We start from the raw sequence: 23,315 nt of genomic DNA on the forward strand, positions 1-23,315 counted from the left end.
TAACTGATTATTTCATACTTTTGTGTGAGTCCAATAATTAGCTAATTTATCAGAAACAAGCGCTATGCAGTTTAACTTCACCTTTGATTCCAGTCCTTTTAAGACCCTGATCGCTTTTCATAAGATTATCAAATCTTTTGAGGAAACGGCCTTGTCCGAAGTTGAATTCCAGGCTGCTTATGCTAAATCTTTGCTGGAAGAAATCAAAAAATATCCGGCACTTGTCAACGGAATTGAAAAAACCGAGGATCTACACCCCTATGAACCGATTATCAAAGTCCTAGTAGCGGATCTGTTCCCCAGATCACTGACAAAGAATGAAATCAAGGCCATTACGATCCCGTTCTATTTATATACCTTCAATCATAGCGAACGTTTAGACAATATTCTTCGTGATGCCGGCGATCATTACGATTTTAGCTACCGCGATATCTCTCCAGATACCTATTATATTTTGAATTGCTGTATGATCATCAGTCAGTACTATGGTATAAAAGTTGATGCCATGGATACGCCGATATTCCTGGATATTCCGGATAAAAATAACATTATGCATCATTATCGGGTGCTGTTCAATGCAGATTTTATGGATATTCTTCCTACGGATCGTGCAGTGGAACTTTCTGAAGAGGATATTATTGAACTGATTGACAATTTTTCGGATATCGTCCTTTGGAAGTCTAAATTTCCTGAACAAAGCTGGATACTGAAAGGTTTCTCCATTATGACCCTTTTTGATGCGACGACAGAGAATGCCGTGTCAAGCTTCAAAAGTAATTTATTGCGTGAAGACAAGGCGGCTCAGATGGAAGAAATTCAAGATATTTTCAGATCCATCTACAAAATAGACGATCTGCGGATCGGATTGACCTCCTTTGAAAAAGTCAGAGAAGAGTTTAATTTGAGAATCGTCGAAAAGCAACTGTACAGTCATCTGCTTTACGATTCGACGATTGCCGAATGTCAGGAAATGCTCTGTAATGAAACTTTGGAAAATATGCTTAAAAAGGAAGAGCTGCTGGTTGTTCCGGACATCGATCAATTACCCACGACGGATCCGAAAAAAGCGTTTTTTATCAACAAACTAAAACAGCAGCATGTGAAGAGCTTTATCTTTGCCCCTTTGATACAGGATGACAAGGTACTCGGTATATTGGAAATGTCCTCCTCCAAGGTACGCGCACTGAATTCGGTCAATGCGAATAAGCTGGACGTTGTCTTACCTTTTATAAAGGACAAAGTATCCAAGGCATTTTCTGAAACGGAGAACCAGATTGAGGCGATCATCCAAAAAGAATATACCTCGATTCATCCCAGTGTCAAATGGCGCTTTCAGGAAGAGGCAATCCACTACCTCAACGATAGAGCTTTTGGAAAGGATTACACCTTACAAGAAATTGTCTTTGAACATGTTTATCCGCTTTATGGCCAGATTGATGTGCAGGGCTCTTCGGAATCCAGAAATCAAGCCATTAAGCAGGATCTGATCAACCAGGCGACTGATCTCATCGCACTTTTCACGGCAATAAACGAGCAGCATAGTTTACCTCTGTTTGAACAGAAGGTCTTTGACCTGGAGCGGAACCTGGAGACCCTGGACCATTCGCTTTCCACCGATACCGAACAGGTTATCTTGGATCATTTTAATCTAGATGTGCATCCCATTCTGGACAACTTTCGGAAAAGCAATAAAACTAGTCCTATCGTTGCGGCAATTGATGCCTATTTCGATCGAATAAACCCAGCCTTGGGCGGATTCTATGAAGCGCGCCAGGATTACGACAACTCGATCACCCTGATCAATAAAAAGCTGGTTGCGATCCTTGACGAAAAACAGGTTGAGGCGCAGGACTATTTCCCCCATTATTACGAGCGCTATAAAACAGACGGTATTGAGCATAACCTCTACATTGGCGCTTCCATTGCGCCGGATAAAAATTTCGAGCTCTATTACCTCAAAAACTTGCGCTTATGGCAATTGCAGGTCATGTGCGAAATGGAAAGTCAGTTCAGAGTGCTGCAGCCCGAACTACCACATCAGCTGGAAGTAGCCTCGCTGATTCTGGTCTTTGCGACACCGATTTCTATCCGTTTCAAAATGGATGAAAAACAGTTTGATGTTGACGGATCCTACAATGTACGTTACGAAATCGCAAAAAAACGTATTGACAAAGCCAAGATCAAAGGTTCGACAGAGCGTATTACCCAAAAAGGTAAACTGGTCATTGTCTATTCACATGCTCATGAAAAAACAGAGTACTTGGGATACATCAACTTACTTAAGCACAAGGGTTTATTGGATGATGATATTGAAAAATTTGAGGTCGAGGATTTACAGGGACTGATCGGTCTTAAAGCGATTCGCGTTGGATTTAAAGTGCAGGATAATTGGTGAAAGAAGTGAAAGTGAACCCAGAGGTCCACTTTCGGATTTAATTATTTTTGATAATTAGCTGATTACAATAGCCCCCTCATTGTACAGAAGAATTCACCGCAGCTAGTACGATTAGCGGTAATCGTTACCGAACCATCATATTCTCCATTCACGTAGTAATTGATTTTGAAGACACATTTCATTTTAGGAGTATTTGCAGTCTTGATTTCAACCATTTCGATACTTCTTTTACCGTCAGCTGAGGTGTGGACCATCTTCGGTGCTTCCACCTTTTCGCTTAAAGCTTTCGTTTCAACAGTTTTGTAGCTCGGTGCTTTTCCTGTACCTGCAAATGCAGTGGATGACATAACGGCCACGGCTACCACACTCATGAATAATTTTTCATTTCATTTTTTGGTTTAATTTGAACAATTATAGAGCAGTCCTACGCCCTATCTGATGATAAAAGTATTGCGTAGGGTGATATGAAAAAATGACCCTTTGATATTCGTTACAGCTGCTTCACGATTCGCGATATTTATATATATATCCGCATGGTTAAATGATTGGGTTAGGCAGTAAGCACTGTCTGTAATACATCTCCAAGGGAAATTCTTACCCTGATGGAACAATGATATGGGAAATTTGAAGTTGAGGATTTACAAAGGCTGATCGGTCTTGAAGCCATTCACCTTTGATTTAAGGTTTAGGATACTGGTTAGTGGCGAAAGGGTTACACAAACCTTAGAAACTATATTCAGCACCTATTGCAATATAGCGGGGCAAGAGTCTATATTCGGTGATGCTCCGGTAGGTATCCGTCACCACAGCATTTCTAAATTGGCGTGTATTCAGTATATTTTTTGCTGTGATATCAAACCTGGTCTTGATCTTTTTTGCATCGTAAAAAACTGCAAAATCTGAAAAATAATACGTTTTTGCATCTGTGCCGAGAAAATCACCGAAGCGATAGGACTCATTTTTCAGGCTTGCCTGCAGACCTTTCCCCATATTCAAAAAAACATTCATGAAAGCCTTGGTATTTTTTAACTGATCCTTTCGTTCACTTGTATAAGCGGTAGATTGTACGCTGTAGCCTGTATAGATATTTAGCCTTGACTTCCATGCACTGCGGAATGATAGTGCATATTCTTGTGAGAACAGACGTATCTGGCGTGCACCGACGCCAACGACAGTGGCCTGATAAGCCGAGGAATTCCCCCCAATATCCAGACGTATATTTCCATTCAGTGTTTTTAAATAATAATTGAGCTGCAATTTATAAAATCTGTCTTTTCGGTCTTTCAGCAAGATCTTTTCACTCAGGTTGTAGTTGACTCCGATATCGTTTTGATTGCTGAAATAATCAAACATGCTGGTATAACCGATGGAAAGATTTGCATAAAACTTGTCCATCATGCTCCCATGTGTATAGGTCAATAACCCATCCGAACTGCTTAATGTTGCCATATTATCCAATCCCTTGACAAAGCTACGGAGACCTGTACTGTAATAATTGGAAGTCACGTCCACGAGTTCAGTATTCTTTTGCTGAAAGGAAAGCTGGCCTTCTAGTTTTCCTTTTGGGTATATCATCCATTTCCCGGATATACTGGGGCTGATCAACCCATTATTTCTGTTCTGACTGTTTCCGGCCCTGTCGAGACTGCTATGAAGGTACCAAGCCTGCAATTTGGGTGTCCACTCCCATTTCCCATGCTTGATGCTGTACTTCGCAATGATACCCATTTGATTCGTCCGTAGATCAATCTGATTGGAAAAGCCTACAGGATGGACCGGAGGATCATTTTCCCGATTTAGGGCTAATTCGGTTTCGAGCTGCTGCACTTTATATTCGTTGAGCAGTGCAACTTCCATAAAGTTTCCGTTTTTTGATCTCCGGACATAGTGCGATGTAAAGCCAATATAATCTAGCTTATTTTCGATATGTTGTGTCACAGCAGCGATGTCGCCGACCTGAAAAAGGTCTTCGTAATAATACTGGTCTATGCTATAATCGACCGGTGATCGCTGGCGGATCCAGCGTGCCGAGCTGACGAGGACATCACGTTCGGAAAATTTATGCGTATAGCTCATATTGTGATTGGTCAGATTCCCTTTGCTGGCCGTCAGTTCCGTGCTACCGATGCCATTGAACGAGAGATTGCCCACATCCTGTTTATGGAGTGATCCCAGATTTCCGGAGTAGGTCAGCGTAGATTTTTGATTGAGGTCATACTGCAGTTCCCATTTTGAAAAATAATTGTTTATATTCCTGTTAAATTCATAGTTTTCGGTATTGGTAAATTGCAGATCCTCAATATGGTAATCCTGGATACTATTTCGGTAGAAGGACTTTTTTGTTGGATTAATAAAGCCTAGCCACTTTACTTTCAGCTTTTTTGTCGGATTCAGAATGGTATTGAAAGAAAGCAATTTATCCCGGTTGAAATTGGTCCTTTTGTAATCAAAGTCCGGGAAATCCGGCATATTATCAATCAGTGTTGGCGTCACCACTCCGGCACCTATCTGCCCTGGTTCGTCAGTCTGGTTTGGATACAACAGGTGATTGATACTGCTGACGGCATCAAAACCATTGTTATTGGCAGCTCCCAGCAGATAGTACTTATTTTTCTTGCCAAAATTCATTAAGCTGGCACTTGCCTGATAATACTGTTTTCCGACTGGTGCGGCCGAAACAGCAGCCGATCCCACCCATTGGTTCCTGCTATCCGCCTTGAGCTGGATATTAAGGGCGATCTTATCCGAATTTTCAACCCCTTTCAGATGTTTGTTGTTGGAATAGCGCTGTAGGATCTGGATTTTATCCACAGGCTGTACAGACATATTTTGTGTCAGTAGTCGATAGCCCTTTTCGAAGAGATCGTCGCCTTCCACCATGACCTTCTCTACCTCCTTGTTTCCGATCTTGATACTTCCATCGGTACCGACATTCAGTCCGGGGATCTTCTTTAATAAGTCCTCCACCGTACGTTCATCACCCTGAAGAAATGATTTTGCACTCAGCTCAATGGTATCCCTACCGAGTCTATAGGGGCGCTTTGCATGGACCAGTACTTCGGCCAAGCGTTCTACCCCACCGGCAATCAGCTGCACATTGACTGTTGTATCAGTCGTGCCGATGTCAATTGTGCGTTCAACCGGCACATAACTCAGTGCCTGAAAGTATAAAATCTGCGTTCCCTGTTGTTTTACAGCCAGTCGATACCGGCCTGCTCCATCCGTAAAGGTATAGCCCAACAGACCCGCGCCTTTCGATAAGCGAAGTTCTACACGTGCACTGCCGACAGGTTGCCCATTTGAGGTTACTTCCCCCTGGACGGATACCTGAGCCTGTGCACGGGAAAAAAGAATGCAGAGCCCGCAAATCAAAAACAGTAGACACTTATTCATTCGAGCTTTTCTGTTCCCATTCGTAAACTTGCTCCACTGTACCCCGCGCCTTGATCCTTTCCTCGATAACAACTTCGCTAGCGGGAAATTTACTCTCAAGGATACGTTTTTTCTCCTCTGAAATTGCCTCATATTTCTGGATATAATCCTGCAGTGTCAATTTAGGCAATGCATAGACGTAGGATTCCTGTACAGGGATATCGCCCGCATAGGGATATGCTATTTCTTTGAGGATCCAGTAATTTGGATTTGCACTTTCATTGTACAACATCACGATAAGCCCGGGCAGCCCACCAAATTTATAGGGCCCTACAGGTACCGGAATGCTGTTGGTATAGTAAGCGACCAGCGTCGTGCCGCGGTAATTTGCTGTAGCCTTGTGGCATATATATTTTCCCAGGGTATCGGTGCTGCTGTAGTCAGTATTCCAGATCAGGTCCGGAAATTTATCGCTTACCAAATAGTTGGCGCCATTCAGCGATCGTGTTTCCAGTATTTCCTTATGGTTACTTTTTTGGATGACAACCCGTCTAAAATTTTTGCCTGCGTCGAGTGATAAATCAAATATGCTTCCAGGGTCCTGATCGAGGTCAACGGAATTGGTATCCCGCGCAACGGGAATTGAATCGCGAACAACAGTTTTTACACCATTTTCAAAGTACACATGCTCCCGAAAGGTCGCAACCCCGGAAGGAATATATTCATACAGGGCCTGTAATTTCTGGGCTTGCACTCCCCAGGCTGAACATAATAATAAACAAAATAAAAAATAAGATCTCATAGTACTGAAAGATGTGAAAGTGAACCCAGAGGTCCACTTTCAGGTTTAATTTTTGTTGATGATTAACTTAGCGACTCTGCTATTAGTTGTAATAAGCATTGCTACCATAGGTATCCGTCAACAACTCCTTCATCCGGCAGAAGAAACCACCACAGCTGGAATAATTCCCGGTGATCGTTACCGAACCGTCATATTGTCCACCCAAGTAATAATCGATTCGGAAGGTACATCTCAATTTCGATGAATTAGCCGTTTTGATTTCAACCATTTCAATACTTCTTTTACCGTCAGATGAAGTGTGGACCATCTTCGGTGCCTCCACCTTTTCGCTTACAGCTTTCGTTTCAACAGTTTTGTTGCTTGGTGCTTTTCCCGTACCTGCAAATGCAGCTGATGACATAACAGCCACGGCTACCACACTCATGAATAATTTTTTCATTTTATTTTGGTTTAATTTGAACAATTATAGAGCAGACCTACGCCCTATTTGATTATAAAAGTATAGTGTAGGATGGTATGAAAAAATGCCCCTTTAATATTCGCTACAGCTGCTTCACGATTCGCGATACTCATGTATATATCCGTATGATTAAATGATTGGACTGGGCCTCCAATTCCATTTAAATGTGTAAGGCGCACCGTTCGGGTGCGCCTTGTTATCCATTGTGGAAGTTTTCGCTTACTGTAGCGTATCAGCTTCCGACTGGTCGCCAACGCTCAGCCCTCTTCCCAAAGCTGCAGAGAGAAACATCTGTAATACAACTCCGTGGGAGCCAAGAAAGCTATTTTTTCTATTTCACATAGCGTTAACTTAAATATCACTATCTTAGTATATTGTTTAAGGAAACAAACGCACACTAAAACAACAAATATCCAGTTGCGACTTTACATAGATTAAAATCATTTTATGAGAATAACAACCAATATCGTCCTATTTTTATTTTCCGTCACCACTTTTATTTATGGATGCAGTAAGGACAACAGTACACCTGAGTTACCGGAAAAACCCAAGGCCCTGTTAGATACCTACACCTATCTACGGAAAGAAGTTATCGCTTTTAAAGCGTATAAAGGTTCCCCCAAGGGCGGTATTGATGTTTCTGCTCAGGAAAAACCAGAATCTTTCTGGAACTCAACCAAGCTGGCGGATTACTTTTACGACACCTTAACCGTTCGCAAGGACAGTATTTTCGAACGACCGTTTGAGTATGAAATCAATAATTTTAGATTTGAGCAACGGAAAGACAGTATTTTCCGCTGGAATCGTTATGCCGATTTTTGGGAGTTTTATGGTATGAAAAAACAAGATACGATAGAGCACTATGTCTGTTTTTATAACTTTCAAAGGAATAGCCCACCTTTTTTTACTGGTCGAAATGGTCACAATTCAGGTGAAGTCACCTATTCCCGTTATTTTAATGACAGTGAACCTTTTTTTAAAGGGCCTGAAGAGATGAAAAATGAGCATGATGAAGTAGCCTGGTACAATATTAAATACGTATTCGTTAAAAAGAAATAGCCTATTAGAATAGGCTCTTCAACTGATTTTTATAGGTCCGACCCAGTGGTAGCTTCTCCCCGTCCTTCAAATGGACGTAAGCCATATCATACGAGGTAATATGGGCTCCCAGTACAATATAGGATTTATGAATACGGATAAAACCGAGATCGCGGTATTTTTCTTCAAAGTTTGACATGCGATCAAGGATCATATATTTTTTAAAAGGCGTAACAAGCACAATATACTCGCCACATCCCTGTACCCATCGGACATCTGCCAGCAAGATCTTGTTCATGATATAATCCGATTTAAACATGATATATTCTTCCTTTTTCTTTTTTTCCATCGAATCGCGGAACTGCAAGAAATCTTTTGCTTTTAAAATCGCTTTGTTAAAGCCCGCAAAATCCACCGGTTTGACCAGGTAATGGATCACATCCAATTCAAAGGCCTTTACAGCATATTGGGTTTCCATCGTCAGAAAAATACACAGGGGCTTATACGGCAAGTTCAATAAGAGATCAATACCATTGATAAAAGGCATATTGATATCCAGGATAACGAGATCTATCGGGTTTTTTGTAAGATAATCTAACGCTTCCTTTGGGTGTTGAAATAGCGCTACGAGCTCCACATCCGCTATTTGACTGCAGTAGTGCTCAATAAGCTCCAATGCTGGGTATTCGTCATCAACCCCTACTATGCTCAATCTTGCCATAAATATTCAATTTGTAATCTAGTCTGATAACTATTGTCTTCACGTAGACCAGCCCTAAAAGTAAATTTCTCCGGATAGTATTTTTCCAGTATCGAAAGAATCGCTGTATTCCCCAGCCCACTATCCGTCAGGTTATCCGACAAATTCTTGTGTTCGGCCACGGAGTTCTCGACCTCAAACAAAAACTCACGCTCCCCTAAGGTATACCTGATTGTGATGAAGCTGTCAGCCTCTATACCAAGAGCACTGTGCTTGAGCGCATTTTCAAATATGGTCAGGAAAATTGCTGGTGGAATCTCAATAAGCTCCAGCGCTTCCTCCTGCCGCAAGTCAAAGCGGATGTTAAGCTGATTATTGTAGCGGAGCTGATACAGGTCGATCAGGGAGACAATCGATGCAAATTCCCTGGCGATGCTTATCTTGGTTTTATTGGTATCATAGATCACATACTGCAGCAGCTTACTGAGCTGTAAGATAGATGCTGAGGTGTTTTCAGCTGAACGAATGCTACCTGAATAAATATTGTTCAGGATATTGAATAGAAAATGCGGATTTAATTTGGATTTAAGGAGATCCAGGTGTAACTTTTCTTTTTCTTCCCCCAGATCTTCATAATCCTTTTCGATCAGAAATTTATCTTTTGTGATCCCCAAAAAAGATGCAACCAGGATAACAATACCCTGTACAATATATACATTGAACAGAAAGGTTGTATTGGAAAGGTTTTCGTCAAAACGAACGTCGAAGACCGCCGGTTCCAACAAAATCCGAAAGAGACTTGATACCAGAAAATAGATCAGCGAATAGAGAATAAATTTGGGGTATTTATTGGCTAGATAAAACTGCGGAACAAGATAAAAATAGACCAGATAGTAGATGCCCACATTGAAAAGAAAGACGACCAGTACCCCCCAGACCAATTCCGGCATATCCAAAAAGTAATTTTCGGTAAAGATCGTCAGCAACAAAAACACCGATAGGAAGAAAATATGCTGCAGTTTCACCAAAAGTCCCCAATGCGACTGCATCAGTTTTTCGAGGATCCTGGAATTCAGCAAGATCCTAAAAACCAATAATAAAAAGACAATATTTACAACCAACAGCATTGTTTATCCTGGATTTCAACTCAATCAAATATAAGATCTTTTTGGGAGGTCAAACTGCAGTTTACTGATAAAAACTGTCGTTGATTGAAAAATAAAATTATCAAATCCGCTTATAAATATATTTGGGTGAAAGGGATACCAATATAAACTTACATGAGCATCAAGATATTTTTTATGTCCATCATTTTGCTGGCGTTTAGTTCGCTGGCGTATGCGCAGCGCAGTGATACCTATAATATGTGGTTTCAATACCTGTTATCCGCCAAACTGACCGACAAGAGCACACTCACGGCGCTGTCGCAATATCGTTCCTTTGATTTGGCTTATGACACGCGCTTGTTTTTGGTCTCGGCTTACGTGGATTATGAGGTTGCTGATGATGTCAGACCTGCATTGGGTGCGATGTTTCTCACCTTGAATTCCTATAAAGCAGACGGTGGAAAAAGAACACGTTACGAAAAAAGACCCTTTCAGCAAGTCAGTTTAGGCGGAAATATCGGGCGTACGTCGGTCTCGCACCGTTTTCGGGTTGAAGAACGTTTTATCAACAACCCCAATGAGTTTGTACTCCGCCTGCGCTACCTGATTTCATTGCGGATCCCCTTTAACAAAGCTGACCAACCCGAACAATACTATGGCATTCTCAAGAATGAGATCCGGATGAATGCAAAAAAAGATGAACCCTTTGACAGCAATCGCCTAACGGCAGGTTTCGGCCGGAAACTGGGTAAAAATGCCGCTGTCGAAATCGCCTGGATCAATCAGGTAGAGACAGGCAGACCCAGCAACTATGCCTATGTCGGCTACAGAAACAATTTCGATTGGAGAAAAAATAAATAATAACATAAACATTCTTAGCTATGCTTACATTCCTCGGCTTTTTGATGATAGTCATTTTTATGCTCTTGATTATGCTCAAGAAAATGACACCGATTACCGCCTTAGTCATTATTCCGGTGACGGTAGCCCTACTTGCGGGGTTTGGGCCCGATCTTGGTGAAATGATGAAAAATGGTGTAAAGGAGATCGCGTTGACCGGTGTCATGCTGCTATTTGCCATTCTATATTTCAGCTTAATGATAGACACGGGGCTTTTCGAACCGCTGGTCAATATCATATTGAAGGCGGTTGGCGATAATCCCGTCAAAACCACCCTTGGTACAGCAATATTAACTACCCTGGTTTCGCTCGATGGTGATGGCTCCTCTACTTACATTATTGTGGTTGCGGCCATGCTGCCCTTATACAAAAAACAGGGCATCAACCCATTGGTGCTGACTTGCATTGTGATGCTCGCCGGGGGTATTATGAATATCCTTCCCTGGGGCGGTCCCACTGCTCGGGTAATGAGTTCGCTCAAACTAGGGCATACCGAAATTTTTGTGCCTATGATTCCCATTATGGCGATAGGCATTTGCTGGGTGTTAATTGTGGCCTATATTTTAGGGGTACGGGAAAAGCGGCGTATTGCCAAACAGGGCAAATTCAAGAAATATGCAAATACTGGCATTGCCGGCGATCTGGATCCGGCGCTGCTTCGGCCCAAATTAATCTGGATCAATCTCCTGCTTACCCTTAGCCTGCTTGTGGTTATGATTCTGGATATCGCACCTTTGGGCATTGCCTTTATGGTGGCATTCTGTATTGCCTCGGTTATCAACTATCCTAAATTAAAAGATCAGCAAAAAATAATGGCAAAACATGCCGGCAATGCATTATCGGTTGCGGGAATGATCTTTGGAGCCGGCATTTTCACAGGGATCCTCAATGGTACAGGGATTATGCAGGCCATGGGCAATAGTATGATTGGTATTGTTCCAAAAGGCTGGGGCATGCAGCTGAGTATAATAACCGCAATTTTCAGTGTGCCGCTCACATTTTTTCTGACAAATGATGCCTATTATTTTGGTATCCTGCCTATTGTGGCCGCAACAGGCCATAAATTGGGGATTCCCGCGGATATACTCGGGCGTGCCAGTCTTGTCGGCCAGGCCTCCCACCTGCTGAGCCCGCTGGTTCCTTCCACCTATTTATTGGTGTCACTCGCGGGTGTACATTATGCGGACCATCTCCGATATACTTTAAAATGGGCCATAGGATCCTCAGTTGTCATGTTATTGGCTGCCGTCATGCTGGGCACTATTTAACCCTATAATCTGAGATAATTTCATTATATTTCACTCGTACAATAAAGATTTAGATAGCGCGATTTTCGGATGAACCTCTTTTATGCAAAACAAACTTTTACTGGCCCCTACCTCAGAAATCTAACATTATACGTGTTTCTAGCGCTGATTGTCGGTGTTGCCATGGGGTATTTTGCACCAGAGGTAAGCCGCACACTTGGTGGTGTAAGCCGTTACTTTTTCATGATCCTGGAGATGCTTATCCTTCCCGTTATTTTTATGGCGGTGACCCATGGTATCTGTCAGCTCGCAGACCTCAGCAATGCGCGCCGGATTGTATGGCAGGTGCTGCTTTATTTTATAACAATTAGTACAATCGCCATTGCATTGGGGTTTTTCTTTGGCTTTATTATTCAGCCTGGCGCTGACACCGGCATTCGTCTTGCAGCAGTAAGTCCCTCCCTGCCCGATCAATTTGAATTGGATGATCAGCAATTACATACCTTTTTATACGTCAACAGGCACGGTATCTTTCTCAGTTTTTCCATTATCGTGGGCATTCTGATGAATTTTTCAAAAAGAAGAACCCGCTTTCTGAACGTACTCGACCAGGGACAGCAGGTGTTTTATACCTTTATTAAATACCTCTATTTTATTCTGCCCTTGATTATCCTATGCAATATCGCTTATGGGATAGCGGTGTATGGTGTAGACACCCTATTGCCCTTGAGCAAGGTTGTGGCCACCGTATACCTGGCAGATATTGTATTTATCGTTGTTGTACTGGGGCTGATCTCCTACGTATTGAAATTTGATCTGCTCCGTTTTTTGATCAACATCAAAGAAGAAATCCTGCTTGTGATCACGACTTCTTCGTCAAAAGCCGCATTTCCGCTTATTTTTGAGAAATTGGAATCCGAAGGCTATAGCCGTAAAATCTTACGGTTTGTGATTCCGTTGGGCTATAATTTTAATCTTGCTGGCGCATGCATCTACCTCGCTGTGGCCTGTTGTTTTCTGGTGCAGTTTTACCAGATTCCAATGAGTTTTGGCGACTATCTGTGGTTGTTTGTTATTATCACCTTTACGTCCAAGACCGCTTCGGGGGTACCCGGTTCCGGGTTTCTGGCACTTATATTCACACTCAATAAATTCGGGAAGATTCCGTTAACAGATATTGCCCTGCTCTATAGTGTGGACCGTTTTATGAATGAAGCACGGTCGGTCACCAACTTTATTAGTATTGCCGTTGCTGGGGCCAGTATCTCTAAGATAGCCCAGCGACGCGGCTAAAGTTGTTTTCATAAAAAAGGAGTGATGGCGCGCCCGCCAATCACTCCCAACTAAACCACCACCAAATAAACATATATTAAATAAACGCAGTCTTTTTCAGGTTTCTATTCAAAGGCATTTAATTCCCCAAAGCCGCCAGCATATTGTCCATAAGCTGTCAGTGTCAAGCGGAAATAACGGGCCTGCACCGGCGCATAGAAACTGATATTCCGAAGTTCCGGATTAGCCGCTGTACCTGCGGGCATGCTACCCGTATAAGAGCCTTGAACGGTCCAGTTGACCCCATCATTGCTGCTGGCCACACGCATCGCTGTAGGCGCCGATACGCCTGACCAGTTCCAATATTTAGGTGTAAATGTAAATCCGCTTATATTTTTCTGGTTTTGCATGTCCACTGTAAAGGTGACCGCTGGCGGTGTCCCAAAGGCCAATGCCGAATGCCAGCCGGTTGCCGCATTGTTATCAAAGGCCAATGCCGGTGCCCCAGGCGCATAGTCGTTATCCGTCGAACTGGCCGTTGCCGTCCAAGCCGTACGGTCTACCCGATTGCCCACAGGCGCGGGATTGGACGGATTGATATTCTGCAATTGTACATCCACTGAAAGGTAAGCAAGACCCAGGGTTTCATGCGGTGCTACCGGCCCTTCGTCTGCAATACCCAAGGGCAGCAGGTAACTGCGGCCCGGCGCAAAACTAGCCGTATTGCGCAGTGCCAAGGAAAATGGCGTTGTTGCATTAAGGCTTCCGCTGACGATGGAAACACTGGCCGGACTGAAAGCAAAGCTATTCGCCGGAAAAGCCACATAATTTGTCTGGTTGACCTGATTATATCCCGCCAGCAGATCCTGCCGTTCCCGTAGCGCAACGCTTAGCCCCTGACCAAAGGCTGTATTCAGCCCGGCTGTCAGATTTAAATTACCGCTGATCACATCGCCAGTGGGTGTACGATTGATCACAATCGGTATGACGCGGTTGGTGGGGGCGCCATTGAGCTGTGTTGTGATCCGGTTAAATCGCACCCGCAGATACATCACCTGCCGGTTGCTGCTCAAAGGGAGACCGGAATTGGTACTGGTCAGGCGTATCGGCACCACATACTGCTTACTGAAGTCCAAATCGCCTGTTTGTCCTAATGTGATGCGCAATGAGTCAACGGAACGTTCCTGCCCGGCAGGAATACGGACCTGGCCATTGTTTGCGAGCACAAAGGCACCGGTAGAAAAAGCCGGGGACTGTGTCATATTTGCCAGATCATACGCGGAAAGCAGTGACGTGTCTATGGCCGCTGTTACCTGTACTTCCCGGTCAAAGGCCCGTGTCAGTAATACCGGAAAAGCTGTCCCTGCCCCCGCGAGCACATTGCTGCGCGCCGTGACATAACTGGCGTCAGCAGTATTATAGGTAGCACCTGCGGGCATATAAATAATCAAGTCCTCTGGTGTACTCATATTATCCTTACTGCAACTGGCTATTGCGCAGACCAGGATTATCCAGCCTGTACTGCGTACAACTGAAGTACGCAGTTTATTTAAATATCTTTTCATACGATCTCGTATCTATCGTTAATAATTTTTTATTGTCCATACCCCTACTCGCAACGCACATTGGGTACCCATTGAATATTGCTGGTAGCAACCGCATCCCTGTTGTGGCCACTGATATCACGTACGGTCCTTCCTTCGGCCGCATTAAATTTCCAGTAGCCAATTAGCCCCGCACTGGCAGGGTCTATACCACATTTTCCATTGCTAACCTCAGCCTGCGTCAATGCTCTGGACCAAATACGCGCCTCACTGATCGCTCCGTTTAAGCGGCGTCCGTTTGCTGAAAAACCAAAGTAAAAAGGTCCACCAGCGAGATCCACAACGCGGCTTGCTGTCTTTGATGCCAACAGTACTCCATCAACATAGACCTTGAGCTCACTGCCGTTATAAACCGCAGCAAGGTGGTACCAAGTGCCCGTGTTAAAAGTGAAATTGACATTGGTTGCTGTCGGACCACCTGCCACCTGCAACTGATTTGGCTGCACCGTGACATCACCAAAGCGCAGGAGGAAGTTTTCTTCGATGCCCATCACACTGCTGATAAATGGAGAACCGCTCTGAAAACTATTGACCATGACCCTGGTTTCCATGGTAATTGCAGACATCGCCCGCAGCGCATCATTGTTCTGTGAAAAATCAACCTGAAAAGAGTTGTTCACCAGCGATGCCGCCGGAGTAATGACCACCTGGTTGATGACCAGATAGACCGTTTTGGAGGATTCAATAAGTGGTAAGCCAGATGTGCTTCTAACGGTGACGGGCATCATATAGGCTTTGCCGACTTCAAAAAGTTCGGTTCCATTCACCCGAAAGCTGACCGCATCGGATACGGTCATTCCCGGCTGTATCTGTACCTGATTGGCCGAAAGTGCATAGGCGCCCTGTGGAAGTGCCTGATAGGCTGTGCCAAAACGCTGATTATAAGACCTAATCAATGCGGTGTCCACCGTAATCTGCGCTGTCACGACCTGTGCTGCGGGTTGGGTGGATGTTACACTAAACGCCTGTGCTCCACCAGTATTATCCACCGTCAGCCTTGCCGTGTTATTGACTTCCGCTAAAGTGAGATAAACACTGTTTGTATTGACCTCATCACTTTTACAGGCAAACAGCAGACTTCCCATTAGGATGCTGAACAGCCAACTATATATTCTTTTTTTCATGATATTACCTCCTTAAATTAACGTACTGCGGGATTCATAATCTGTATTGCCTGCCTTGTCCAACGATAATCCGGGTTAATGGCATATTCATATTCGGCGTGGTATGTTCCCGCACCGCCTTTGCGTCCCTGGATCGGATTCCAATAGGCCATTCCGAGTAAAGACGGGATCACTCCGCGAATCGGATCGGTGTAATTTGGTCCGCCAAGCTCCCAGCCCACGCGCTCCTCGAAATTTTCCGTGACAATATATCGATGCGGTAACAGCCAGGGAACACCACTGTTATAGCGGTTCTGCAAGCTGGCCGGGCTCGTGGTGTTGTAAGCTTGTGACACCGCGTAACTCAGTCCGATACCTGCATCTGCGGGTATACGAGACCATTCACCGTCCACGATCAATAATTTGTCTGTACCCGATAGCGGACCAAAATACTTGGATAATACTTTTATAAACATACCGTACTTGCGCTGATCGGTCAGCAGCCCCCAATTACAGCCACAGACCGTCGGTTCGTGATCCAGGTCCAGCCCGTCCAGCTGATATTTATCTATACTGTCCCTTAAACGGGTGGCAATGAGTTCAAAACCAATATTGAGCTGATCATCTCCTTTATCATACTGATCGGCGAAAGAATACGTACTGTTCAATGTTTTTGCGGTATCAGCCATGCTGTTTAGAAATGCTGTATTGTCAAAGACAACCCAGACAAAGCGTGTTGCTTTTTGCGTACGAATGCGTTGCATGGTCTCAAAATTGTGCGAGCCAAAGGGAGGAACGCCGCCCCACATGCTGACGATATCCACGCTATCCGGGATATGATCTATTACACTGACCGTCTCGGGGCTCCCCGGTGTGCCAAGTCCACCCCACCAGCCAAAGTAGACCTGATGGTCGCTGCGCTTGTATGCCCGTAAGTTTTCGTAATACGCTTCACTTCCGACAGGAACCAGTTTTGTGACCGGCTCCGGTACGGGAATATTCTGCTTTTCGCAGGCAGCAAGCAAAGCACTCCCGGCAAAAAGACAAGTATATAGCAGATTTTTAATTGTTTTCATTGTGTTTTCAATTTTTGTTTACACCTCTATTCCGGACAGCGGATCCCAGTGACCCACAGCGGGGTTCCATTGACTGTTCCCGTATGTCCATGACCCGTCGCGTCAGCGATCGTATTCCCTTGGCCAGCATCAAACTTCCAGTAGCCATATAAGCCATCCGATTGCGGATTTACAGCACACATATTATTCAAAAGCTGAATGCCCGTACGTGCCTGCGTCCAGAAACGTAATTCCTGTACTTGGATGGGGTTGCCATTCGCGCCAAAAAACATCTGGTTGAGATTAAAAGTACTTCCCGGAGGTGCTGCCGTAGCAGCATCTTCGACACCATTGACATAAATGCGAAAGCTGTTGGCCTGCCCGTCAAATACATAAGCGATATGGTACCATTGATTGACCGAAAAACGAGTCCGGGATACGGGCTGTACACCTTTATATTTGATCTGCAGCTGATCGGGTGATATCACGACATCACCAAAACGCGAATAGATCTCGTCCGGATAAGCCGCAAAGAGTGTCATATTATTGCGAAATGGTCCTCTTGTCACGCGTACCCGCATCTCTACGGTAAAAGCGTTCAGGTTACTGATCGGATCCGGAATAGCAAAACTGACACCATTGGCCTGCGACAAGTCCAGAGCCGGATTCACCAGTACCTGCTGGATCTGTGCATAAAGCACTTTGGAGCTCTCCAGAATCGGAAAGTCATTTGAAGAAACACTTGCTACTTCAATAGGGACCAAATATTGTGTACCGACTTCAACGGCTCCCGCCAATGGGAGTATCTCAACCTGTATTGCGTCTGACACATTTGAGCCACGACGGATGGCTGCCTGAGTAGCACTCAACCGTATAAGCTGGGCGGGCAATGCCTTGAAATCTGTGCCGTTCTGTGCATTATAGCTGTCCACCAGCGCCGGATTGATCCGAAAAACGACATCCAAGTCCTGATTGACGACCGCGGAGGCACTTGCCGTTACGGACAAGGAACCGCCGGTATTATCCACTGACAATCCCACGAAAGGGTTAACCTGTGCACGCGTGATGTATATTCCGCGCTGCTCCACCGCTGATTTTCGGCATCCTGCCAGCAAGCAACAGAGCAAGCCAAACAGGACGAAAGGAATCTTTTTTATCCAATATTTTTTCATAACAATAGTCTATTAAATCGTCAATCGTCCATTATCTCGGTTTGGCATCCCACCAGACCCGCGTACCGCCATTATCGGCTCCCCCGAGCAAGGTCAATGCTCGCGCGACCTGTGCAGCGTTCTCCTGATATTGTTGTAAGGGATAAGGCAACCGGCGGACCTGCACGGTACTATTGACTGTTCCACCGCTCCGGTTGAGCGCTATGGGAAATAACCTCGGAAAATCTGTGCGTCTGAATTCTGCCCAGGCTTCCTGTCCGTTGGGGTACATGGCGATCCATTTTTGGGTGATGATACGCTCGAGGTTGGCATTAAAGTTATCAGCCTCATTCCATCGAATGGTACTGCCGCCCAGGGAAGCCGTACTGTAGGCACTGCCTGGCGCATAATCAGTATAATTTGCCGGTCTTGCCGTCGCATTGGAGAGATAACCCGTAGGCATCGCTACACCCAATTCCGTAAAAGAGAGCTGAACACCAGTTTCGTACAAGGACTGCGCATTGCCCCCCATGTTCCAGCCCCGCAATGCACCTTCAGCACGGAGAAAATAAACTTCAGATGCCCGCATCCAGGGCAAGCCTGTGTCGTTGGTCACATTCAGCTGTGAAAAGGGCTGATACACAGCCGGCACCACATTGATGCCTGTACGCACCCCTACATATTCATTGGGACGTACAGTGGAAGTCGCGAAGAATACTCCGATCCGCGGATCAGCATAACCACGTAAATAGGAATCCATGGATGCGCCCATCCGCGCTTCATTGTAATCCTGGGTTAAGGTGCGTAAGGGATTTTTGAAATTCAATCCCGCAGCCGGTTTTTGTATTGCCGCATCACCAACAGCTGTTAAGAGACCTGCAGGATGGCTGACCGCCTCTTCGGCAAAGCGTTTGGCATTCGCCGGATCAACATAGGCCATCCGAATTGCTAAACGCAATTTCAATGAATTGGCATATTTTGCCCATTGGAGGTAGTTTCCCGCATAAATCTGGTCGTATGGTGCCAGCGGTGTCCCCGCTGCCGCTCCACGTTGATGCAGCAGATTTGCCGCACGGCCCAGTTCGCCGATAAAAGTTCGGTATAGACTTTCCTGGCTATCGTATGCCGGGGTGAAGGTTCCTGTTGGGATCTGCGAATACGGGACAGGACCATAACTATCGGTCATGCGTACCATGCCTGTGACCTTGATCAGCTGCGCAACAGAAAACTGCAGGGAATCACCCGAGAGTGTTGTTGCCTCCTGCACCTGCTTCCAGGCATTGAGCAACCGGCCGGTCAGGTTAAACTGCTCGTTCACCCAGGTCAGGTTGAAGCCATAGGTCAGGTTGTTGGTATTTCCGTTCCAATTGTTTGCCTGGGCCATGTAGCCCGAATAACAATCCGCCGCAAGATTAAATGCGATCTGATAGCTGTTTACAAAATTGGTACCGGCGCCTGCGTCAGCGGCCGGGACAACAGCGTTGATCATAATCGGAAAATTGCGTCCCGTGAGGTAACCGTCGGCTTCCATCTGTTCACGTGTGGCATTATACGGATTGGTATTGTATTCAGCATAATTTTTGGTGCAGGCAGCAGCGAGTACGGTCAATACCGCGCAGCCGATTCCCAGCATCCGAAATTTATATCTTTTATATGAATTTTTCATTGTTATGTACGTTAAGGTTAAAACTGAGCGCGGACACTGAAACCAAAACTCCGGTAGCTAGGCTGGCGGAAATAATCTATCCCCTGATCGTAAGTACCCGTAGAGGAAGTCGATTCAGGGTCAAACGGTGATTTATTGTAAAACATAAATACATTTCTTCCCGTTAGCGCTACACGAATATTGGGTGCTTTTGGACCAAACCATTTGGCCGGAAGGTTATACCCTAGGGCAACTTCACGTAAGCGGACATTCGTCGCACTGTAGATATAGTAAGCTGCCATACCGCTCGCACCGTTGCCCAACATATTGTAATAGCCCTGTACATTGGGGTATTTGCTACCATAAACCATCACACCGCCATTATCACGGTCCAGCGCCGACTGCTCCGAAACGCCAAATGCATCCATAATGGATTGGGTATAGGAAACACCTATTCCCCCTACCCGTGCATCAACCAGAAAGGAAAGATCCACACCTTTGTATGAAAATTGATTGTTCCAGCCCAACGTATAGTCCGGCATAGCACGCCCTACATAACGTCGCGGAATTGTCGTGCGTCCGATCGAACCATCCCCGGGATTCACCCATAGGTTACCCTGATTATCTTCCCGCAGTACCTGAGAAACATAAAAATCGGCCATCGACCCGCCTACGGTCAGCACATTCTCAAAATCACCCAGACCACCAACACGGCGCTGCTCATTTTCATAAGGCTCACCCGTGGCCGGATTAATAAAACCTTCGGAAAGACGCATGACCCGGTTTCTATTCAGTGAAAACACCAGGCCCGATGTCCAGTCCAGGGCGCCGAATTTACCACGGTGGGACAAGCTCGCCTCAATTCCCCGGTTGCGGATATCACCCGCGTTATAAAAGAACACCGTATAGATGCTGCTTCCCAGCAAGGGCTGTTCGAGCAGCTGATTGGTAGTATTGGACTGGTATATGGTCGCATTCAGTGACAGTCGGTCACGTAGGAAGCGCAGCTCCATTCCGGCCTCATACGACTTCGTCCGCTCCGGACGGTAGTCTGCAAATGGTGCTGGTCGGAAGGAATCGTCTACTAAAGAAAATACCGGATTGGCCACGCCAAAACGCGGTGGATTGCCTACCTCGGCATAGGAGAAACGAAGTTTAGCAAAAGATATCGCTGCCTTGGAGATATTCCACTTATCACTGATCACCCCCGAAATACCTATAGAAGGATAAAAATATGAGGAAGTCGTGGCAAAACCCGGCGGCAACTGCGAGGGCCATTCATAACGGCCAGTTAAGTCCATAAATAGCCAGTTCTGATAACCCAGTTGGGTGGTTGCAAAAACAGACTGCAACTCGGTGGCACTATAGCTCTGCGTCGCCGGATTATCTGTATTTTCCTGTACAGAATAAAAATTAGCGAGACGCAGCAGGTTACCGCCAGCCCCTAAACCGTCCATACGGTCTTTCTGATAACTTCCACCCAGATTGGCCCGTAGCGCGAAACGGTTGTCCGCAAAATTATGCTTCATACTGGCAATCAGATCCAGGTAGGTATTCTTGGTCGTTGTCTTGCCCGTCTGATAATAGCCAAATTCGGAAGCAAATAGTCCCCAGGTACCCGCAGGTCTTTTGGTTTCGCTTTCCAGGACACTATTATCGATACGGACACGGCCGGTCACGTCGAGCCAGTTTGTCACTTTGTAGTTTGCCGTGACACTCATCATATAGCGATCGGTATTGGATACACGACTTTGGGCATCGGTAATCCAATAGGGATTTTGCATGCCTAGGCCCTGATCCTGATAAGGCCAAAACTGGGTCGCAATCAAGCGGTTTGGATCATAGCGTGAATACACCTGATACTTTTTAAAATCATCTCCCGGGGGAAAGAGGTAAACAGGTACGATCGGGTTTTGGTATTGACCCTGCGCCACCATATTATTGTCTTTTAGCCGCACGTACATTCCGCTGAAATCGGCAGTCAGACGATCTGAAAGCTGCGCGTTGTGGCGCAGGTAAAAGTTATAGCGGTCAAAGGTATTGTTGCGGATAATACCTTCGGCATTGTTTGTCCCCACTGAAAAAAGTGTCTGGCTTCTTTCCGTACCACCAGCTATACTTGCCCCATTGCTGATGTTGTAACCCGTCTGGAAAAAATCCCGCGGCCGGTAGTCCGAAGGTTGAGGCAGCTTTGTTCCCCAGCTGGCATATTCCTGTGGATTGGACTGACCATAAGTATTTTGAAAGCGCGGCATCACAAAAGGCGTAAAGAAATCCGAACTGTGGGATACATTGACACGGATATTGCCAAACAGTCCCTCGGTGTCACCACGGGTACCTTTTTTGGTATTGACCAGGAGCACACCATTGGCGCCCTGATTACCGTACAACGCGGTCGCAGAGGGACCCGTCAGGGCGGTGATGCTCTCAATATCTTCGGGATTAAAGCTGGAGATCCCCTCCCCGCTGACGACCCCTTCAAAAGGGCCGTTGGTGCCACCACCATTGTTATTTGGAATAGGAATACCGTCGATCACATAAAGTGCGTTGTTGTTGCCGGCTATGGACTTTGTGCCCCGCATGACCACTCTTGTCGCGCCACCGATCCCGGATGAGCTCGAGTTGATTGTGACCCCGGCAATCTTTCCGGTCAGACTGTTCACGAAGTTGGCGTCTTTATTCCGCGTAATTTCCTCACCTTTAAATTCCTGCACATTATAGGTCAGTGCTTTGACGGATTGCCGGATACCCAAAGCTGTCACCACGACCTGATCCATTTTCATTTCTTCCTGTTGCAGGACAATCTGGAGCATTTCTGCGGACTCGACTTTGTGCTCTTGCCGCACATAGCCGACAAAGGAAAAAACAAGAATATCACCGATACTGGCGTTCAGGTTAAACTTCCCTTCGGTGTCCGTTGCGCCACTCTGTCCGGTATTTCGGTTTAATATGGATACGCCGGCAATACGTTGTCCCGTACTGTCGCGTACGACACCCTGTATAGGGATGAACATTTCCGTTTCCGTACTGTTTGCAGTTGGTTTTTGGCGCAGCACGACGGTATTCGCATGAACAGTATACGCCAGGGGCAGCCCCTTCAGTACAGTCTCCAGCGCTTCACTGACCGATACATTGGCCAGATCAATGCTGCGCTTTTGATTTTTGGGAATAATCCGTCCATCGTAGAAGAGATCGTACCCGCTTTGTTTGCGGATCTCTTTCAAAAGAGATTCCAGCGAGGCATGCTGTCGCCTTATCGTAATTTTCTGTGCAGAGGTCAACGCGCTCACGTGTGTTAGCGACACGATGAGAAAGGCAGTGGTTAGTCGCATAATCAGCCATATTTTACGGCATAGTATTCCATCTATACCAATTTTAATAGTATATTTTTTATACATTTGTTTAGTTTGGTTAATATACAGCATACCTTGACTTTCCAGGACTTTGGTAGCTGCATGTGTAAAC

At 45.5% G+C, this 23,315-nt stretch carries 17 protein-coding genes; 5 read left to right on the forward strand and 12 right to left on the reverse strand.

Translation table 11 applies throughout. The features are described 5' to 3' along the window. The first annotated feature begins 64 nt into the window (after positions 1-64). The gene (locus M2408_RS11770; protein WP_259181986.1) at positions 65-2,395 is read left to right on the forward strand and encodes a GAF domain-containing protein; all 2,331 of its coding nucleotides are present in this window, start codon (positions 65-67) and stop codon (positions 2,393-2,395) included. Between the two features lie 62 nt (positions 2,396-2,457). Here the strand turns inward: M2408_RS11770 and M2408_RS11775 are convergent, their stop codons facing one another. The 4 genes from M2408_RS11775 to M2408_RS11790 all read right to left on the reverse strand — a co-directional run bounded on the left by M2408_RS11775 (position 2,458) and on the right by M2408_RS11790 (position 7,008). Beyond that, complete coding sequence (locus tag M2408_RS11775; protein ID WP_259181988.1) at positions 2,458-2,766, reverse strand: hypothetical protein; 309 nt, start codon at positions 2,764-2,766, stop codon at positions 2,458-2,460. Positions 2,767-3,118: 352 nt separating this feature from the next. Beyond that, on the reverse strand, positions 3,119-5,788 hold the full coding sequence (locus tag M2408_RS11780) for a carboxypeptidase-like regulatory domain-containing protein (RefSeq protein ID WP_259181989.1): 2,670 nt from the start codon (positions 5,786-5,788) through the stop codon (positions 3,119-3,121). After that, positions 5,781-6,569, reverse strand: a complete 789-nt coding sequence (locus M2408_RS11785) for a GLPGLI family protein (protein ID WP_259181990.1) — start codon at positions 6,567-6,569, stop codon at positions 5,781-5,783. The genes M2408_RS11780 and M2408_RS11785 overlap by 8 nt, the downstream gene beginning before the upstream one ends. 82 nt (positions 6,570-6,651) lie before the next feature. After that, a complete protein-coding gene (locus M2408_RS11790; RefSeq protein ID WP_259181991.1) occupies positions 6,652-7,008 on the reverse strand; it encodes a hypothetical protein in 357 nt (118 codons plus the stop codon). A 468-nt stretch (positions 7,009-7,476) separates the two neighbouring features. On the opposite strand from M2408_RS11790, the gene M2408_RS11795 reads away from it, so the two are divergent. Then, the gene (locus M2408_RS11795) at positions 7,477-8,088 is read left to right on the forward strand and encodes a hypothetical protein (RefSeq protein WP_259181992.1); all 612 of its coding nucleotides are present in this window, start codon (positions 7,477-7,479) and stop codon (positions 8,086-8,088) included. Between the two features lie 4 nt (positions 8,089-8,092). On the opposite strand, the gene M2408_RS11800 is transcribed toward M2408_RS11795, so the two are convergent. Together M2408_RS11800 and M2408_RS11805 are read right to left on the reverse strand one after the other, a co-directional pair. After that, the gene (locus M2408_RS11800) at positions 8,093-8,788 is read right to left on the reverse strand and encodes a LytTR family DNA-binding domain-containing protein (RefSeq protein ID WP_259181994.1); all 696 of its coding nucleotides are present in this window, start codon (positions 8,786-8,788) and stop codon (positions 8,093-8,095) included. Continuing rightward, positions 8,776-9,894: a sensor histidine kinase gene (locus M2408_RS11805; protein WP_259181995.1), complete on the reverse strand. Its 1,119-nt coding sequence runs from the start codon at positions 9,892-9,894 to the stop codon at positions 8,776-8,778. Before M2408_RS11805 ends, M2408_RS11800 begins: the two co-directional genes overlap by 13 nt. A gap of 174 nt (positions 9,895-10,068) precedes the next feature. Between M2408_RS11805 and M2408_RS11810 the strand changes: the two genes are divergently transcribed. From M2408_RS11810 to M2408_RS11820, 3 genes are all read left to right on the forward strand, one after another. Next, on the forward strand, positions 10,069-10,734 hold the full coding sequence (locus tag M2408_RS11810; protein WP_259181996.1) for a DUF2490 domain-containing protein: 666 nt from the start codon (positions 10,069-10,071) through the stop codon (positions 10,732-10,734). A 20-nt stretch (positions 10,735-10,754) separates the two neighbouring features. Further along, positions 10,755-12,041, forward strand: a complete 1,287-nt coding sequence (locus M2408_RS11815) for a CitMHS family transporter (RefSeq protein WP_259181998.1) — start codon at positions 10,755-10,757, stop codon at positions 12,039-12,041. Between the two features lie 69 nt (positions 12,042-12,110). Further along, entirely contained in the window at positions 12,111-13,313 is a 1,203-nt protein-coding gene (locus tag M2408_RS11820) for a dicarboxylate/amino acid:cation symporter (RefSeq protein ID WP_259181999.1), read from the forward strand. A gap of 104 nt (positions 13,314-13,417) precedes the next feature. Here the strand turns inward: M2408_RS11820 and M2408_RS11825 are convergent, their stop codons facing one another. Genes M2408_RS11825 through M2408_RS11850 form a run of 6 tightly spaced genes read right to left on the reverse strand, consistent with a single transcriptional unit; the run spans position 13,418 to position 23,182 of the window. Next, entirely contained in the window at positions 13,418-14,857 is a 1,440-nt protein-coding gene (locus tag M2408_RS11825; RefSeq protein ID WP_259182000.1) for a BT_3987 domain-containing protein, read from the reverse strand. A 44-nt stretch (positions 14,858-14,901) separates the two neighbouring features. Next, positions 14,902-16,020 carry a DUF1735 and LamG domain-containing protein gene (locus M2408_RS11830; protein WP_259182001.1) on the reverse strand — a complete coding sequence of 373 codons (1,119 nt, stop codon included), beginning with the start codon at positions 16,018-16,020 and terminating at the stop codon, positions 14,902-14,904. 17 nt (positions 16,021-16,037) lie between these two features. Then, a complete protein-coding gene (locus M2408_RS11835; protein ID WP_259182003.1) occupies positions 16,038-17,075 on the reverse strand; it encodes a glycoside hydrolase family 18 in 1,038 nt (345 codons plus the stop codon). Positions 17,076-17,101: 26 nt separating this feature from the next. Continuing rightward, entirely contained in the window at positions 17,102-18,226 is a 1,125-nt protein-coding gene (locus M2408_RS11840) for a DUF1735 and LamG domain-containing protein (protein WP_259182005.1), read from the reverse strand. A gap of 31 nt (positions 18,227-18,257) precedes the next feature. Beyond that, positions 18,258-19,871 carry a SusD/RagB family nutrient-binding outer membrane lipoprotein gene (locus M2408_RS11845; protein WP_259182008.1) on the reverse strand — a complete coding sequence of 538 codons (1,614 nt, stop codon included), beginning with the start codon at positions 19,869-19,871 and terminating at the stop codon, positions 18,258-18,260. Between the two features lie 17 nt (positions 19,872-19,888). Further along, on the reverse strand, positions 19,889-23,182 hold the full coding sequence (locus tag M2408_RS11850; RefSeq protein ID WP_259182010.1) for a SusC/RagA family TonB-linked outer membrane protein: 3,294 nt from the start codon (positions 23,180-23,182) through the stop codon (positions 19,889-19,891). Between the last annotated feature and the right edge of the window lie 133 nt (positions 23,183-23,315).

The organism is Sphingobacterium sp. BIGb0165, from assembly GCF_024810095.1.
GTDB classification, from domain to species: Bacteria; Bacteroidota; Bacteroidia; order Sphingobacteriales; family Sphingobacteriaceae; genus Sphingobacterium; species Sphingobacterium detergens.